The organism is Kitasatospora cystarginea, assembly GCF_039533515.1.
Classification (GTDB): domain Bacteria; phylum Actinomycetota; class Actinomycetes; order Streptomycetales; family Streptomycetaceae; genus Kitasatospora; species Kitasatospora cystarginea.
Map to the genome: position 1 here is coordinate 73,729 of NZ_BAAATR010000017.1, position 16,119 is coordinate 89,847.

The window sequence follows — 16,119 nt, forward strand, 5'->3', positions numbered from 1 at the left end:
CGGTGCTCGTTCGCCGCCTGTCGTCCGTCGCGGGCGGCACAGCCGCCGATCGGCACTGCGGCATCGGCGCGCCCCTCGACTCGGCGGGTCGGCTGGTCGGGCACGGTGTCGCTCCTTGCGCTCGGGCGGAAACTGTCGGGTTCATCTCGTGTGTCGGACGCTCCCCTTCGAGCTTGACACCTTCGGCTACAGTCTTCGTAACTCGGCCCGGGGCTTCGCACCGCGGGGCCGGCCGAGCAGCGTGACCAGCGCGATCACAACTTCACAGAGCTCATCCAGAGGGACTGAGGGAACGGCCCGTCGACGTCCCGGCAACCTTCTCGCCCGGCTGTCGCACAGGCCCCGGCGGGACAGGTGCCAATTCCGGCCCGTGGCGCGACCGCACCACGGGGAAGATGAGGAGAGAGGCCTCGCCATCATGGCTACCGCTACCCGTGTACCCGTCGCCACCGTCGACCTCGGCCCCGCCGCCGCACTGTCCTGCCGCGAGTGCGGCACCCGCTTCCCGCTCGGTCCGAGCTTCGCCTGCCTGGAGTGCTTCGGCCCGCTGGAGATCGCCTACGACTTCGGGTCGTACCGTGCCGAGGAGTTGCGCCGGCGGATCGAGGCCGGCCCGGCCAGCATCTGGCGCTACGCCCCGCTGCTGCCCGTCCCGGCCGACGTGGCCGGCAAGCCCAACCTGAACCCCGGCTGGACCCCGCTGGTCAAGGCCGACAACCTGGGCCGCGAACTCGGCTTCAGCGCGCAGCTGCACATCAAGGACGACTCCGGGAACCCGACCCACTCCTTCAAGGACCGGGTGGTCGCCTGTGCCATCGAGGCGGCGCGAGCCTTCAACTTCACCACCCTGTCGTGCTCTTCGACCGGCAACCTGGCCGGCGCGGTGGGTGCGGCGGCGGCCAGGGCCGGGTTCAGGTCCTGCGTGTTCATCCCGCACGACCTGGAGCGGGGCAAGGTCGTGATGGCCGGTGTCTACGGCGGCGAACTGGTCGGCATCGAGGGCAACTACGACGATGTGAACCGGTTCTGTTCCGAGCTGATCGGCGACCCGGCCGGTGCGGGCTGGGGCTTCGTCAACGTCAACCTCCGTCCGTACTACGGCGAGGGCTCCAAGACCCTGGCGTACGAGATCTGCGAGCAGCTCGGCTGGCGGCTGCCGGAGCAGATCGTCGTCCCGGTCGCCTCTGGCTCCCAGCTCACCAAGATCGACAAGGGCCTGCAGGAGCTGATCGGGCTCGGTCTGGTCGAGGACCGGCCGTACCGGATCTTCGGCGCCCAGGCCGAGGGCTGCTCCCCGGTCTCCGCGGCCTTCAAGTCGGGCCGCGACGTGATCCGCCCGGTCAAGCCGGACACCATCGCCAAGTCGCTGGCGATCGGCAACCCGGCCGACGGCCCGTACGTGCTGGACATCGCCCGCCGCACCGGCGGCGCGGTCGAGGACGTCACCGACGCCGAGGTGGTGGCCGCGATCAGGCTGCTGGCCCGGACCGAGGGCATCTTCGCCGAGACGGCGGGCGGGGTGACCGTCGGCGTGCTGAGGAAGCTGGTCGAGACCGGTCGGCTGGACCCGTCGAAGGAGACCGTCGCGATCAACACCGGCGACGGTCTGAAGACCCTGGACGCGGTGGCCGACGCGGGACTGACCGCCACCATCCGCCCGACGCTTAACTCCTTCCGCGCTGCGGGCCTGGCGTCCGTCTGACGCCCGCCCGCTCCCTCCCGGCCCCAAGACACCACCGCACCTAGGAGCTTCGCACCATGAGCGCTTCCGTCCGCATCCCCACCATCCTGCGCACCTACACCGGCGGTGCCGCCGAGGTGAGCGCCCAGGGCGCGACCCTGGCCGCCGTCATCGCCGACCTGGACGCCAACCACCCCGGCATCGCCGCCCGCATCCTGGACGACGCGGGCAAGCTGCGCCGCTTCGTCAACGTCTACGTCAACGACGACGACGTGCGCTTCGCGGAGGGCCTGGAGACCGAGATCAAGGACGGCGCCAGCGTCTCGGTCATCCCCGCGGTGGCCGGCGGCTGCTGACCGGCCGGCACCCGCTCCGGATGCCGCGGGACTAGCACACCGGGAGCCGTCGACGGGCATGGAATGGCTATTTCCGTGCCGGTCGGCGGCTCTCGGCGTGCCGGTGGAAAAGGGTGGCCCGAAGGGGCGGTAAAGTGCGCAGATACCGGCATGCATCCCGCCGGCCAACCCCGGGAACGCGGCCCGCGGCGGGCCCGCCCCCGACGCCCTGACGGCCGATCGCATACACAGGGCTCTTCCGGCCGCTAAGACGGACCTTGGACAGTCTGCCGCAGAAGATGTCAGGACGACGTCAGAAATTCACCGGCGATTTGCGAGCGTTCGTCCATTATGCCCGGCGGGAATAGGCACGGTCTGCCGCTTTCATCCCGCGGTATCCGAAAACTTCCGGATGGAATTCCCGGAAGTTGGGCCTGTTGCAGAGGGCACCTGTCCGGATACATTCAGCGGCGGTCGCACGCAATCACCCGTCGGCCCGGCAACTCCCGGGAGGCGGCGGAGGTTTGCGGCGTGCACGGCTGCGCCCAGGGGGGTTTCCTCGGGCCGGCCTACCAGCCTGGGCCCGCACCCTGCGGGTCCGTGAAGGGCCAGCACAGCACAAGGGGAGTTCGGAATGGCTCAGGGCACCGTCAAGTGGTTCAACGCGGAGAAGGGCTACGGCTTCATCGCGGTCGACGGTGGTGCGGACGTGTTCGTCCACTACAGCGCGATCCAGATGGACGGCTACCGCACCCTCGAAGAGGGCCAGCGGGTCGAGTTCGAGATCTCCCAGGGGCAGAAGGGCCCGCAGGCGGACATGGTCCGCGCCGCTGCGGTCTGACCTTCCGGCCTGCGGAGCCCTCGGCTCGGTCACGAGCTGGCGCTCACAACGTTGTTCGAGCAGTGGACCCGTACGACCCCCGTCGTGCGGGTCCACTGCTGTCTTCGCCGGTGTCCGGATCCGGACACCGGCGGCCGCTCGTGATCGCCGACTCCCGGTCGACACTGTCGCATTGGGCTTGCACTCGGTATCCCAGAGTGCTAATCATTGGCGTTAGCACTCTCCGCTCGAGAGTGACAACGGACCGGGTCGGTGAGGTTCCGGGGAGCGGCAGGGGAAAGGACCCCCGCTCCTGGGTGCCGTCCGTCGCGGGCACCTCTTGGTCCGAGCAGTCGACCGTGTCCTGGAGGACCACTTCCGATGGCCAAGATCATCGCGTTTGACGAGGAAGCTCGCCGCGGCCTTGAGCGTGGCATGAACCAGCTTGCCGACGCAGTCAAGGTGACGCTGGGCCCCAAGGGCCGCAACGTCGTCCTTGAGAAGAAGTGGGGCGCCCCCACGATCACCAACGACGGTGTCTCCATCGCCAAGGAGATCGAGCTCGAGGACCCGTACGAGAAGATCGGCGCGGAGCTCGTCAAGGAGGTCGCCAAGAAGACCGACGACGTCGCGGGTGACGGCACCACCACCGCCACCGTGCTGGCCCAGGCCCTGGTTCGCGAGGGTCTGCGCAACGTCGCCGCCGGCGCCAACCCGATGGCCCTGAAGCGCGGTATCGAGAAGGCCGTCGCCGCCGTCTCGGACCAGCTGCTGGCCCAGGCCAAGGACGTGGAGACCAAGGAGCAGATCGCCTCCACCGCCTCCATCTCCGCCGCCGACACCCAGATCGGCGAGCTGATCGCCGAGGCCATGGACAAGGTCGGCAAGGAAGGCGTCATCACCGTCGAGGAGAGCAACACCTTCGGCCTGGAGCTGGAGCTCACCGAGGGCATGCGCTTCGACAAGGGCTACATCTCCGCCTACTTCGCCACCGACCTGGAGCGGATGGAGGCGTCCTTCGAGGACCCGTACATCCTGATCGCCAACTCCAAGATCGGCTCGGTCAAGGACCTGCTCCCGCTGCTGGAGAAGGTCATGCAGTCCGGCAAGCCGCTGGTCATCATCGCCGAGGACGTCGAGGGCGAGGCCCTGTCGACCCTGGTCGTGAACAAGATCCGTGGCACCTTCAAGTCCGTCGCCGTCAAGGCCCCGGGCTTCGGTGACCGCCGCAAGGCCATGCTCGGCGACATCGCCATCCTCACCGGTGGCACCGTCATCTCCGAGGAGGTCGGCCTCAAGCTCGAGAACGCGGGCCTGGACCTCCTGGGCACCGCCCGCAAGGTCGTCATCACCAAGGACGAGACCACCATCGTCGACGGTGGCGGCGACAGCGAGCAGGTCGCGGGCCGCGTGAACCAGATCCGCGCCGAGATCGAGAACAGCGACTCGGACTACGACCGCGAGAAGCTGCAGGAGCGCCTGGCCAAGCTGGCCGGCGGCGTGGCCGTCATCAAGGCCGGTGCCGCGACCGAGGTCGAGCTCAAGGAGCGCAAGCACCGCATCGAGGACGCCGTCCGCAACGCCAAGGCCGCCGTCGAGGAGGGCATCGTCGCCGGTGGTGGCGTCGCCCTGCTGCAGGCCGGTGTCGCGTTCGAGAAGCTCGAGCTGGACGGCGACGAGGCCACCGGTGCCAACATCGTCCGCGTCGCGCTGGAGGCCCCGATCAAGCAGATCGCGACCAACGCCGGCCTCGAGGGCGGCGTCGTGGTGGAGAAGGTGCGCAACCTCCCCGCCGGCCACGGTCTGAACGCGGCCACCAACGAGTACGTCGACCTGGTCGCCGAGGGCATCATCGACCCGGCCAAGGTCACCCGCTCCGCGCTGCAGAACGCCGCGTCCATCGCGGCGCTGTTCCTGACCACCGAGGCCGTCATCGCCGACAAGCCGGAGAAGGCCGCTGCCCCGGCCGGCGGCGGCATGCCGGGCGGTGACATGGACTTCTGATCCTCCCCGAGGATCGGCGAGTTCTGATCGTCCACGAGGGCGGTCTCCCCACAGCGGGGAGGCCGCCCTCGCGGCGTTCCCGGAAGCGGTCACCCGTTCGTGGGACGCTGGGCGCATGGACGGTTTCGGCGGCTCCGAGGACCCGTACGGTGAGTGCGATCAGCGTCACGAGGAAGGGGGGAGGTCAGCGGTGACCGCGATGGCTGTCGAGCCGGGTCTGCACTGGAACTATCTGCTGAACACCTGGCGGGAGCTGGACGTCCCGGAGGGCTGGCGCGCCGAGATCGACGAGGGGAAGATCCACTTGGTGCCTCCGCCCGGTGTGGACCACAACATGATCGCCGAGGAGGTCCACCGGGCCCTGATCGAGTGCCTGCCGCCAGGCGTGGGCGTCTATCAGAGCCTGGGCACGGAGATCGTCCTGTGAAGACGGACGGCGTCCCGACGGCCAAGGAAGCTGCGGGAGAATCGGGGTATGGCCAGCTCTGAGATCGAAACCGCACTGCACGCCGCCCGCGCCCTGATCCTCGCCGACCTCACCGCCCGGGACGTGGCCGAGGCGGAGGTCGTCTCGATGGTCGAGAAGGCCGTGACGCACCGGCGCTGGTGGCTGGAGCAGTGGCCGGACGGAACGGATTTCGTGCTCGGGCTGCTGGCGCAGGACGTGCAGGACGCGCTGCTGGAGGCGTACGGGCGCTGGCCGCTGTGCACCGCCTGCGCCGCCGAGGGCGACCCGCACGCTCTCGGTGTGGAGCCCGAGTTGGGGCCGGAGCCGCACTGGGTCTGCGGCAAGAACGGCATCGTGGTGGCGCCGGTCGGGCAGCTGACGTGATCCTCATCGACCCCCCGGTGTGGCCGGGCCACGGCAGGCTCTGGTCGCACCTGGTCAGCGACGTCTCGTACGAGGAACTGCACGCCTTCGCCTGCGAACTCGGCGCTCCCGAGCGCGCGTTCGAGCGAGACCACTACGACATCCCGGCCGCCCGCTACCAGGACGCCCTGCGGTTGGGTGCGCAGCCGGTCGGCAGCAAGGAGCTGGTGGTCCGGCTGACCGCCGCCGGGCTGCGCCGGCGCAAGGCCATGGCCCGCTGACCGCGCGGCCGCGTCCATGGCCGGTGGGGCCGCGCCTATGACCCGCCGAGCGTGTCGAGTTCGGCGGCCAGATTGACCCGGGCCTGGGCGTCGAAGCGCTCCCGGGCCTCAGGGGTGCGGTAGAGGGCGGGCAGATCGAGCAACTGCCGCAGCACGGCGGCCCGTCCGGCCCGGAAGGCGTCCTCGGAAACGAAGCCGTACTCCTCGCGTACCGCTGCCGCGTACGCCGCGTACGCCTGGGGCGGTCCGCCGAGCACGGCCAGGTCGGCGTCGCAGAGCACCTCGCCGTTGCCGTCCCCGGGCTCGGGGCGATGGGTGACGGTGAGCCGGACCAGCCGGGCCACCTCGGCGGTCAACTCCTCGGCCAGGCCCGCATCGCGCAGTGCGCGGAGGGCCAGCCGGGCGCTGCGCTCCTCGTTCTCGGACCGGTCCGACCGGTAGACCGCGTCGTGGAACCAGGCCGCCAGTCGGACGGCGTCCGGGTCCTCGGCGTGCCCGGCCAGCCCGTCCACGTGGCCGAGCACCGCGGCGAGGTGTGCCGTGGTGTGGTACCGGCGCTGGGGTTCGGCCCAGCGCTCCAGCAGGTCGCGCCCGTACGGCGCGGGGTCGGCGGTGGCGCCGCAGCGGGTCAGCAGCGCGTTCCAGTCCTTGAGCAGCGGGTGGGTCTCGGTCGGCATGCCGTCATTGTGGCGGGTCGGGCTGACCGTGCGTCGGCCGGATCGGACGAACGGTCAGGAGCGTTGCTGGTGCCGGTGGACAGCATATGCAGTTCGCCGATATATGTAGTCGCATGACAGAGCGATCCATGCAGGAGCCCACACTGCTCCTGCTCACCGCGCTGGCCGATGCCCCCAGGCACGGCTATGCCCTCATTCAGGAGGTCGCCGCGATCTCCGACGGCCGGGTCAGGATGCGCACCGGCACCCTCTACGGCGCTCTCGACCGTCTGCTGGGCCAGGGGCTGATCGAGGTCGCCAGTGACGAGGTGGTGGACGGGCGCGCCCGGCGCACGTACGCGCTCACCGACGGCGGACGTGCGGCGCTGAGCGCCGAGACCGAGCGTCTGCGCGCCGTGGTCGTGGAGGCGGAGCGTCGACTGTCCACCGCCCGTCCGAGGCTGAGGGGGGTGACGGCATGACGGACCGTTCGCTGAAGGCCGCGTTGAGCCTGTACCCGGAGTGGTACCGGGACGACCGCGGTGAGGAGATCATCGCCGTGTACGAGTCGGTGACGGTGGGCGGTGGGCGGCTGCTGCGCCTGCGCGAACTCGCCGGCATCGCCGGGCACGGCCTGCGGGTGCGGACCGGGCTGGTCTCCGGTGGTGTACCGGGACAGGTGGTCGCACAGGCGGTGCCGTTCGTGCTGGGAGCCGGCCTCGGGCTCTGGCTCTGCCTCTCCGGGCTGGTCGACCCGTCGTCGAGCGGCCAGGGGCATGCGTGGCAGCTCGCCCTGGTCGCCTCCTGGGCGCTGGCGGCGGTGGCGGCCGTCGCCGGGCGGTGGGGCGTGGCGCGTTGGACCGGTGTGGCGGCGTCGGTTCCCGGCCTGGCGCTGCTGGCGGGGAGGGCCCTCTTCTCCGCCTCCCTCCTCGGCCTCGTCTGGGTGGTGAGCGTGCCGCTGGTGTGGCTGGCCATGCTGCTGATGGCGCCGCCGGACCTGCTCAGCGGCCGTTCCCGCCGGACGCTGCCGATGGTGCTCGCGGGTGCGGTGCTGCCCTGGCTGCTCATGTTCGGCCAGGCTTATCTGCACACCCCGCTGTTCTGGGACCCGAGTTGGCGGCCGCTCCAGCTTCTGCTGGCCATCCTGCCCCTGCTGGCGGTGCACCGGCGTCGGCTGTGGCCGGCCGGGATGGTCGTCGGCGCGCTGCCGTTGCTGGTGAGTTTCAACCTGCTGAGCCTCCTGAACGGCTTCGAGGGTCCGATCGGCATGCTGGCGGCCGTCGGGTTCGTGGTGGTACTGCCGCTGGCCGCACTCCGGCTCGTCAAGGCCGTACGGGCGAAGGGCGAACCGCCGGCAGCCGCCTGACCTCGGCGGACGTCGCCGCCCGGCCCATCCCGGGATGTGGTGGGCCGGGCGCGCGACGCGGGGCCCGCGCGCCGGCTTGGGCGCCGGCCCGGGGTGTGGCAAGGTAACGATATGTCTAGACCAATTTTCGAAGTCATCGCACTGACGGCGCAGGACGCCCGGGCTGCCGAGGCCGGCGGTGCCGACCGCCTCGAACTGGTCGCCGACATGGCCGCCGACGGACTGGCCCCTTCGGTGGCCGACTTCGCCGCCATCCGGGCCACCGTCGCCATTCCGCTGCGGGTGATGCTGCGGATCCGCGACGGCTTCGCGCCGGGCGATCTGGACGAGCTCCGCGACCGCGTCGCCGCGCTGCGGGCCGAGGGGGCCGAGGAGTTCGTGTTCGGGTTCCTGGACGCGGGCGGTGCCGTGGACCTGGCCGCGACCACCGCCGTCGCGGAGGCTGTCGCGGGCTGCCGGTGGACCTTCCACCGGGCGCTCGACCACAGCGCCGACCGGGCCGCCGTCCGGACCGCGGTCGGCGAACTGCCGGGCCTGGACACCTTCCTGACCTCAGGAGCGGCGGCCGGCGTGGACGCCGGGCTCGACGTCCTGACCGAGGAACTGGCCAAGTCCGGTGAACCGGGATATCGGCAGCGGATCCTGGTCGGCGGCGGGCTGCGCGCCGAGCACGTCCCTGGGCTGCGGGCGGCCGGCTTCGACGCCTTCCACATCGGCAGCGCCGTCCGCGAGAACGGCTGGGCCTCCCCGGTCGACCCCGCCGAGGTCGCCGAATGGCGCGCCCTGCTGGACGGTTGAGGCGGCCGGAGTGCGGGGAGTTGCGACCGGCCGAGGCTCCCCGCAACCCCGCTCGCTACCCCCGCAGTTGCTCCGGCAGCGGCTCGGAGTGGACCACCATGAGGCCCGAGACCGCGCGGGTCAGGGCGACGTACAGGCGGCGCAGGCCGGTGCGTTCGTCCGGCTCGCCGGCGACCACCGCGGCGGGTTCGTCCAGGACCACGTAGTCGTACTCGAGACCCTTGGCGAGCGAGGCCGGGACCAGGGTCAGCCGAGCCTCCGTGCTGGTCTCGGTGCCGGGGGCGAGGAACGGCAGTCCGGCTTCCGTCAGGGCCTCGGCGAGCAGCGGGATCCGGTCGTCGGCGGCGATCAGTCCGGTGGAGCCCTCACGGGCGAGGGCCTTGCGGCAGCCCTCGATCACGGCCTCGGTCAGCCCGTCCGGCCCGTCGAGGACGCGGTCGATCGCCAGCGAGCCCGGGGTGTCGCGGATCGAGGTGGCCGGCGCCAGCCCGGGGGCGATCGCGGGAAGCAGTCGGGAGGCGTACGCGATGACCTCCTCGGGCACCCGGAAGCCGGTGGTGAGCTCCTCGATGTGCGCGGTGGGCTTGCCGAGGTGCTGCAGGGCCTCGGGCCAACTGCCGGTCGCCCAGGGGGTGGTGCCCTGGGCGAGATCGCCGAGGACGGTCGCGGAGCCGGTGGAGCAGCGACGGCCGACGGCCCGGTACTGCATGGGGGAGAGGTCCTGCGCCTCGTCCAGCACCACGTGCCCGAGCGAGGGCGTGCGCTGCACCAGGTCGGCCGCCTCGTCGACGAGTACGGCGTCGGCCGGGGTCCAGGGGGCGGTCTTCAGGGACCGGCCGGGCTTGGTCCACCGGATCGCGGCCTGCTCCTCGGCGTCCAGGATCCCTTCCGCGCACTCGGCCAGGAACTCGGCGTCGGTGAGCAGCCGGTGCACCAGCTTGGCCGGGTCGACCGGCGGCCAGCACTGCTTGACCACCGCCTTGACCGCCGAGTTGCGGGCGACCGCGTCCTGCACCCGGTCGTCGGGGGCCTCGCCGCTCTGCTCCATCTTCAGCAGGACGGCGTGCGCGATGCGCTGCGGCAGCGCCTCCCCGGCCGCGCCGTAGCGGACGTCCCGGTCCTTCAACTCCTCGATGATCTCGACGAGTTCGTACGCCGGAACGCGCCAGCGGCGCGATCCCCGGATCACCATGCAGGGTTCGGTGGGCAGGCTGATCCCGGACCGCACGGCGCGGCGCAGCACCTCGGCCATCCGGGCGTCGCCCTTGACGGTGGCGGCCTCGGCGGTGTCGGCGCCGCGGACCTCGACGTGGCCGACCAGCTCCTGGACGGTGGCCTGGGCCACGTCCAACTCGCCGAGAGCGGGCAGGACCTGCTCGATGTAGTGGAGGAAGGAGCGGTTCGGACCGATCACCAGGGTGCCGGTGCGGGCGAGCCGCTCGCGGTGCGCGTAGAGCAGGTAGGCGACTCGGTGCAGGCCGACCGCGGTCTTCCCGGTGCCGGGGGCGCCCTGGACGCAGACGGTGCCGGCGATGTCGGCGCGGACGATCTCGTCCTGCTCGGGCTGGATGGTGGCGACGATGTCGCGCATCGGGCCGACGCGGGGCTTCTCGATCTCGGCCGCGAGCAGCGCGGAGCGGGTGTCCGACTCGGCGGGGTCGGTGAGGTTCTCGTCCTCGTACGCGGTCAACTCGCCGCCGGTGTAGCCGAACCGGCGGCGGCGTTCGACGTCCATCGGGTCGGTGCGGCTGGCCCGGTAGAACGGCTGGGAGACCGGTGCGCGCCAGTCGATCACCATCGGGTCGCCGTCCGAGTCGTGCACGTGCCGGCGGCCGATGTAGAACCGCTCGCCCGCCCGTCGCCCACCACCACCCTTGCCCGAAGCGCTTCGCGCGCCCCCTCCTGTGTCCTCGGCCAGGTGCTCACTGATGGCGTGCAGGTAGTCCAGCCGGCCGAAGAACAGCGGGGTGTGGGCGAGGTCGGCCAGCGCCGCGATGCGCTGCTCGATCTGGTTCTGCAGGACGGCGGCGGAGACCCAGGTGCCAGTGACGTCGCGCAGGTCGAGGGACTCGACGTCCTCGCGCATGGCTTTCAACGCGGACCTGGAGGCGGCCAGGTGGTCGCGCTCGCGCTGCAGGGGGTCGGTGGCGGAGTGGTCGGTGGGGGCGTGCACAGCGAACCTTCCCGGCCGTCCTCGCGATGGGGCGGCGGACTCGTCGTAGCTCACAGTGAAGGACGCGACCGGTTGCCGACCGGCCGGGACCTCCCACGGCTGCCGACGGTTGGCACCACGGTTCGGGAGGGGGCAAGACCGGAGATCCTAGACCGCCGCCGAGCCCGGCGCTAATCGTTTTCTCAGGGTTCACGTACGCCTTGACGTAGGGGTGTCGTACACCTGGAGAAGGACCTGGGGCCAGGTCATCGCGCCCTTCGGGCTGACGACCGGGCGGTGGCACGGCGCCTAACGTCGAGGGCATGAACAGCGAACGCATCAAGCAGCACCGACCCGGCCGGGGTGCCGTCGGCGACAGCCGCCGCCGCGGCCCGATGGCCCAGGCCGTCCGTACCGTGGGGATCATGCTCGACACCGCCGCGCGGGTGGTCTTCCTCGGGCGCGACGGCGTCAAGCTCTGACGGCCGGCCGCATCATGACCGGCCGTCACCCGTTCACACGTCGTCGGCGTCGATGATCCGGTACGCGTAGCCCTGCTCGGCCAGGAAGCGCTGCCGGTGGGCGGCGAAGTCCTGGTCCACGGTGTCGCGGGCCACCACCGAGTAGAAGTGCGCCGCGTGGCCGTCCGCCTTGGGCCGCAGCACCCGGCCGAGGCGCTGGGCCTCCTCCTGGCGGGAGCCGAAGGTGCCGGAGACCTGGATGGCGACGGTCGCCTCCGGGAGGTCGATCGAGAAGTTGGCCACCTTGGAGACCACCAGCACGCTGATCTCCTTGTTCCGGAACGCGTCGAAGAGCTTCTCGCGCTGGGGGTTGCTGGTCTCGCCCTTGATCACGGGCGCGCCGAGCGCCTCGCCCAACTCGTCGAGCTGGTCGATGTACTGACCGATGATCAGCGTCTGGTCGTCCTTGTGCTTCCTGACCAGGGCCTCCACCACCCGGCGCTTGGTCGCCGTGGTCGAGCAGAAGCGGTAGCGCTCCTCGGGTTCGGCGGTGGCGTACGCGAGGCGCTCGGAGTCGGTGAGGGTGACCCGGACCTCGCAGCAGTCGGCCGGTGCGATGTAGCCCTGGGCCTCGATCTCCTTCCACGGGGCGTCGAAGCGCTTGGGCCCGATCAGCGAGAAGACGTCGCCCTCGCGGCCGTCCTCGCGGACCAGGGTCGCGGTCAGCCCGAGCCGCCGCCTGGCCTGCAGGTCGGCGGTGAACTTGAAGACCGGGGCGGGCAGCAGGTGCACCTCGTCGTAGACCACCAGGCCCCAGTTGCGGGCGTCGAACAGCTCCAGGTGCGGGTAGACGCCCTTCCGCTTGGTGGTCATCACCTGGTAGGTGGCGATGGTGACCGGACGGATCTCCTTGCGGGTGCCGCTGTACTCGCCGATCTCGTCCTCGGTCAGCGAGGTCCGCTTCACCAGCTCGTGCTTCCACTGCCGGGCCGAGACGGTGTTGGTGACCAGGATCAGCGTGGTCGACTTGGCCTCGGCCATCGCCGCCGCGCCGACCAGGGTCTTGCCCGCGCCGCAGGGCAGGACGACCACACCGCTGCCGCCGTGCCAGAAGCCCTCGACGGCCTGCTTCTGGTACGGGCGCAGCGCCCAGCCGTCCTCCTCCAGGTGGATCGGATGCGCCTCGCCGTCCACGTATCCGGCGTGGTCCTCGGCCGGCCAGCCGAGCTTGAGCAGCACCTGCTTGATCTGGCCGCGCTCGGACGGGTGCACGATCACGGTGTCGGCATCGACCCGGGCGCCGACCAGCGGGGCGATCCGCTTGGAACGCAGCACCTCCTCCAGCACCGGCCGGTCGGTGGTGGTGAGCACCAGGCCGTGCACCGGGTGCTTGGAGAGCTGGAGGCGGCCGTAGCGGGCCATGGTCTCGGCGACGTCCACCAGCAGCGCGTGCGGCACCGGGTAGCGGGAGTAGTTCACCAGGGCGTCCACGACCTGCTCCGCGTCGTGTCCGGCGGCGCGGGCGTTCCACAGGCCGAGCGGGGTGACCCGGTAGGTGTGCACATGCTCGGGGGCGCGCTCCAGCTCGGCGAAGGGCGCGATCGCCCGGCGGCAGTCGGCGGCCTTCGGGTGGTCGATCTCCAGCAGCAGCGTCTTGTCGCTCTGGACGATGAGCGGTCCGTCGTTCACGCGGGGAAACCTCCGTAGGTCCGGTCGCAGACTTTCCAGTGTCCCGCACTCGGCCCGAAGCACGTGACCCGTGCCGAGGATCCTCGTTGAGCCGGGCATGAAGACGCCGAAGCGGGTACTCTCCGCCGTTGTCCTGTCCGGTGCCGCCTTCGCGGCCTCCGCCACCCCCGCGCACGCCCTGGCCGGGCTCGGCGAGACCGGTGGGCCTTTCACCTTCGTCGGGCTGGAGGCGGCCAGTCTGATCAGCGGCCAGGACCTCTCGCTGCCGGACACCAACAAGATCGTCCAGCAGGCCAAGGAGCAGCACGCCAAGGAGACGGCGGCCAAGGAGCAGCAGAAGCCGCACTGAGCCCCTGCGCCGCCGCGCCCCGGCCCCGCGGCCGGTCAGTCGGAGTCGTCGTCCACCTCGGCGACGCCGGTGATGCGGTGCAGGGCGAAGGTGCGTACCTCGTCCGTGAGGTGGTCATACGCCGTCACGAAGCCGCCCTCGACCTTGACCGGGTCGACGACGCGCTGCGAGGCCAGTCCCTCCGCGTTGACGTAGCCGATCCACATCCGCTCGCCGAGCAGGACGGCCGTCTGCAGGGCGGCGAGCGTGTCGGCGGCGGCGGTGCGGGGGAGCTGCCGCAGATCGGTACGGGCCGGTCCGGTCTGCTGCGGTGTGGCCGCGGGGCCGGCCACCGTCTCCTTGCGGACGGCGGTGGCCGCCCGGTCGCCCGCGCGCACCGCCTTGACCGCGGCGCCCAGCAGGACGTCGTCCGGGCGCGGCGGACCGTCGGGGACGGGTGCCGGGGAGGTCCGTGGCGGGGTGCGGTGGCTGTCGGGGCGGGTGATCAGCACATCGCCCTCGGCGGACTCGGCGGCCGGTGCGAAGCCCATGCCGCGCAGCACCGCGAGAAGGGTCTCGGGCGGTGCCTGGGCGGCCAGCACGGTCGGCGCGAGCAGCCGCAGCCGCAGCTCGGCGGCCCGCCGGTCGGCGAGCACCTCGGCCAGCAGGGCGGTGTCGTCGCAGCGCAGGTACGAGGAGGCGGCGCCGACCCGCAGCACGCCGTGCCTGCGGGCGACGTCGTCGATCAGGTAGGTCAGCGGCTGCGGGACGCCGGTCCTGGAGTGCTGCTCCAGGAAGGCGTGCAGGTCGGAGGCGGTACGCCCGGCGTCCAGCGCGCGACGCACCGACTCGGTGGTGAAGCGGTAGACCGTGGCACCGCCCTTGGACTCGATGTCCGCGCAGAGTGCCAGCGCCTGGGCGAGCGGGGTGAGCAGCGGCCCTGGCGCGATCGCGGTGAGGTCGGGCTGCAGGATCACGTGGTCAAGCGGCTGCGGCAGCAGCGGCCCGAGCACGGGTGCCGGGTCGCCGCAGGCCAGCAGCGTACGGGCCGGCGCGGCGAGTGCGCCCCGGCCGGTGAGGCCGAGCATCTCGGCCTCCTCCAGGGTGAAGTCGACCAGGTGGTCCCGCAGTTCGCGGTCGTCCTGCTGGACGGGGCCGCCGCGCAGCGGGCGCTGCCAGCGCAGTACGGGCAGCAGCGCACCGGCGCCGGCGGTGCCGCCGGGCGGCAGCGAGGCCAGTAGGGCGAGGGTGGCGCGGCGGACGGACGGGGCGAGGGTGCGGTCCAGCTCGGGGCCGAGGGCGGCCCGGATCCTGCCCTTGCCGTCAGGGGTGCCGGCGAGCCGGCCCACCCGGGTGGTGGCCAGCCAGCTGCGGGCGAGCAGCGCCCAGCGTTCGGCGATCGGCTGCTGCAGCCAGGTGTCGTACGCCGGGGTGGGTGCCCAGCGTTCGTCCACCTCGCCGTCGGAGGCCAGCAGGCCTGCGGCGTAGGCGAGTTCGAGCCAGAAGGCGGCGGTGGGCTCGGGGCACTCCAGGGTGAGCGCGGTCCGCTTGAGGTCGCGTACGCCGAGCCCGCCGGCCCGCAGGTTCGCGGGGGGTTGCAGGCCCCAGGCGTCCAGCAGCTCCTCGACGGTGCGGACGGCGGTGTACGCCTGCCCGGCGGCGGCGCTGTCCACGGCCTGCGGATCGCGCTCGGGGCCCGGTACCAGCGCCGGTGCCAGGGGCTCGACGGCGCGGTGGCTGCGGCCGCCGCGCAGGTGCAGCGCCAGCTCGCGGGGGAGCACAACCGAACCGGGGCTGGACGGCAGTAGCAGGCCGCGCGCCAGCAGCCACTCGACCGGGCTGCGGGCCTCCTCGGCGGTCACCGGGCGGGCGGCATCGGGGACGGTGCCGGTGGGCGGGCCCCAGACCAGTTTCTCCAGCAGCGCGAGCGAGGCCTCGGGGGCCTCGGCGAGCAGCGCGGCGCAGCGCTTGCGGTCGGTGAGCAGCCCGGCGAGCGCGGCGACGGCGGTGACCGGATCCGGGGTCGGCGACAGCCCGGCGCCGGCCAGCAGTTGCTGCAGCCGGGCCGGGGACATGCCGGCCGTCGCCTCGGCGAAGGTGGGGCCGAGGCCGGTGCGGCCCGGGTTGTTGGCGCTGGGCGCGAGCGCCTCGCGGACGGCGATCACCAGGCGCAGCGCGGAGTCCGGCCCCCAGAGCAGGGCCTGGCCGCGGAGGGCGGCCAGTGCGGTCGGCAGGGCGGCGGTGACGGCGGCGCGGTCGGCCGCCGCGGCCCCCGGGTGCGGTCCGACCCGGGCGGGACCGGCCAGCAGGTTGCGGACGGTGGCCTCGGAACTGCCCTCGGGAGCGGCTGCCAGGGCCTCGGCGACCTGCAGGGTGAAGCGGTCCAGTCGTTCCAGCGCGCGCAGCGCGGAGGCTCGGCCGGAGAGTCGGGCGGCCAGCTGGGTCAGGTCGCTCGGCACCGGGTTCAGCACGTCGGGGCGGGCCCGCAGCAGCTCGGCCAGCGCCTCGTCGCTGCGGGCGCGCAGTTCCTCGGCGAGCGTACGTGGTGCGGCGACGGTTCGGCCGGGGCGCGGGGCACGCTGCGATGCGGTCATTCGACCCAGCCTAGTCGGCCGTTCTTTGAGCGCACCTCCCCGAGCGGGAGGCGTTGACGCGATCAGTGGGTGGCGCCTGCGGGCCACGGGTCGGCGGCCTCAGCACCCTGCCGTCGGCCGTGCGCGACTCCCCGCGCCCCGGG

The 16,119-nt window shown here is 72.1% G+C and carries 16 protein-coding genes and 1 riboswitch; of the genes, 12 read left to right on the forward strand and 4 right to left on the reverse strand.

Going from position 1 to position 16,119, the window contains the following annotated elements:
* The first annotated feature begins 268 nt into the window (after positions 1–268).
* Positions 269–402, forward strand: a riboswitch (SAM riboswitch).
* Between the two features lie 16 nt (positions 403–418).
* From thrC to ABD369_RS19885, 7 genes are all read left to right on the forward strand, one after another.
* Positions 419–1,702, forward strand: coding sequence for a threonine synthase (thrC, locus tag ABD369_RS19855; protein ID WP_344637793.1), 1,284 nt, complete (start codon positions 419–421; stop codon positions 1,700–1,702).
* Positions 1,703–1,758: 56 nt separating this feature from the next.
* A complete protein-coding gene (locus ABD369_RS19860; RefSeq protein WP_344637794.1) occupies positions 1,759–2,037 on the forward strand; it encodes a ubiquitin-like small modifier protein 1 in 279 nt (92 codons plus the stop codon).
* 613 nt (positions 2,038–2,650) lie between these two features.
* Positions 2,651–2,857 (forward strand): cold-shock protein, encoded by a 207-nt coding sequence (locus ABD369_RS19865; RefSeq protein WP_344637795.1) that lies wholly within the window; start codon positions 2,651–2,653, stop codon positions 2,855–2,857.
* A 360-nt stretch (positions 2,858–3,217) separates the two neighbouring features.
* Positions 3,218–4,840: a chaperonin GroEL gene (gene groL, locus ABD369_RS19870; protein WP_344637796.1), complete on the forward strand. Its 1,623-nt coding sequence runs from the start codon at positions 3,218–3,220 to the stop codon at positions 4,838–4,840.
* Between the two features lie 190 nt (positions 4,841–5,030).
* Positions 5,031–5,267, forward strand: a complete 237-nt coding sequence (locus tag ABD369_RS19875; RefSeq protein ID WP_344637797.1) for a hypothetical protein — start codon at positions 5,031–5,033, stop codon at positions 5,265–5,267.
* Between the two features lie 48 nt (positions 5,268–5,315).
* Positions 5,316–5,672 (forward strand): hypothetical protein, encoded by a 357-nt coding sequence (locus tag ABD369_RS19880; RefSeq protein WP_344637798.1) that lies wholly within the window; start codon positions 5,316–5,318, stop codon positions 5,670–5,672.
* Positions 5,669–5,932 carry a DUF4031 domain-containing protein gene (locus tag ABD369_RS19885; protein WP_344637799.1) on the forward strand — a complete coding sequence of 88 codons (264 nt, stop codon included), beginning with the start codon at positions 5,669–5,671 and terminating at the stop codon, positions 5,930–5,932. The genes ABD369_RS19880 and ABD369_RS19885 overlap by 4 nt, the downstream gene beginning before the upstream one ends.
* Positions 5,933–5,967: 35 nt before the next feature.
* On the opposite strand, the gene ABD369_RS19890 is transcribed toward ABD369_RS19885, so the two are convergent.
* Positions 5,968–6,609 (reverse strand): HD domain-containing protein, encoded by a 642-nt coding sequence (locus tag ABD369_RS19890; protein ID WP_344637800.1) that lies wholly within the window; start codon positions 6,607–6,609, stop codon positions 5,968–5,970.
* A gap of 113 nt (positions 6,610–6,722) precedes the next feature.
* Between ABD369_RS19890 and ABD369_RS19895 the strand changes: the two genes are divergently transcribed.
* The 3 genes from ABD369_RS19895 (at position 6,723) to ABD369_RS19905 (ending at position 8,752) form a co-directional block, all read left to right on the forward strand.
* A complete protein-coding gene (locus ABD369_RS19895) occupies positions 6,723–7,070 on the forward strand; it encodes a PadR family transcriptional regulator (protein WP_344637801.1) in 348 nt (115 codons plus the stop codon).
* Positions 7,067–7,954, forward strand: a complete 888-nt coding sequence (locus tag ABD369_RS19900) for a hypothetical protein (RefSeq protein ID WP_344637802.1) — start codon at positions 7,067–7,069, stop codon at positions 7,952–7,954. The genes ABD369_RS19895 and ABD369_RS19900 overlap by 4 nt, the downstream gene beginning before the upstream one ends.
* 111 nt (positions 7,955–8,065) lie before the next feature.
* Entirely contained in the window at positions 8,066–8,752 is a 687-nt protein-coding gene (locus ABD369_RS19905; protein WP_344637803.1) for a copper homeostasis protein CutC, read from the forward strand.
* A 55-nt stretch (positions 8,753–8,807) separates the two neighbouring features.
* On the opposite strand, the gene ABD369_RS19910 is transcribed toward ABD369_RS19905, so the two are convergent.
* Positions 8,808–10,925, reverse strand: coding sequence for a HelD family protein (locus ABD369_RS19910; RefSeq protein ID WP_344637804.1), 2,118 nt, complete (start codon positions 10,923–10,925; stop codon positions 8,808–8,810).
* A gap of 302 nt (positions 10,926–11,227) precedes the next feature.
* On the opposite strand from ABD369_RS19910, the gene ABD369_RS19915 reads away from it, so the two are divergent.
* A complete protein-coding gene (locus tag ABD369_RS19915; RefSeq protein WP_344637805.1) occupies positions 11,228–11,386 on the forward strand; it encodes a hypothetical protein in 159 nt (52 codons plus the stop codon).
* A 33-nt stretch (positions 11,387–11,419) separates the two neighbouring features.
* Here the strand turns inward: ABD369_RS19915 and ABD369_RS19920 are convergent, their stop codons facing one another.
* On the reverse strand, positions 11,420–13,054 hold the full coding sequence (locus tag ABD369_RS19920) for a DNA repair helicase XPB (RefSeq protein WP_344637806.1): 1,635 nt from the start codon (positions 13,052–13,054) through the stop codon (positions 11,420–11,422).
* A gap of 97 nt (positions 13,055–13,151) precedes the next feature.
* Between ABD369_RS19920 and ABD369_RS19925 the strand changes: the two genes are divergently transcribed.
* A complete protein-coding gene (locus ABD369_RS19925; RefSeq protein ID WP_344637807.1) occupies positions 13,152–13,403 on the forward strand; it encodes a hypothetical protein in 252 nt (83 codons plus the stop codon).
* A 35-nt stretch (positions 13,404–13,438) separates the two neighbouring features.
* On the opposite strand, the gene ABD369_RS19930 is transcribed toward ABD369_RS19925, so the two are convergent.
* The gene (locus ABD369_RS19930) at positions 13,439–15,976 is read right to left on the reverse strand and encodes a helicase-associated domain-containing protein (protein WP_344637808.1); all 2,538 of its coding nucleotides are present in this window, start codon (positions 15,974–15,976) and stop codon (positions 13,439–13,441) included.
* Positions 15,977–16,119: the final 143 nt, after the last annotated feature.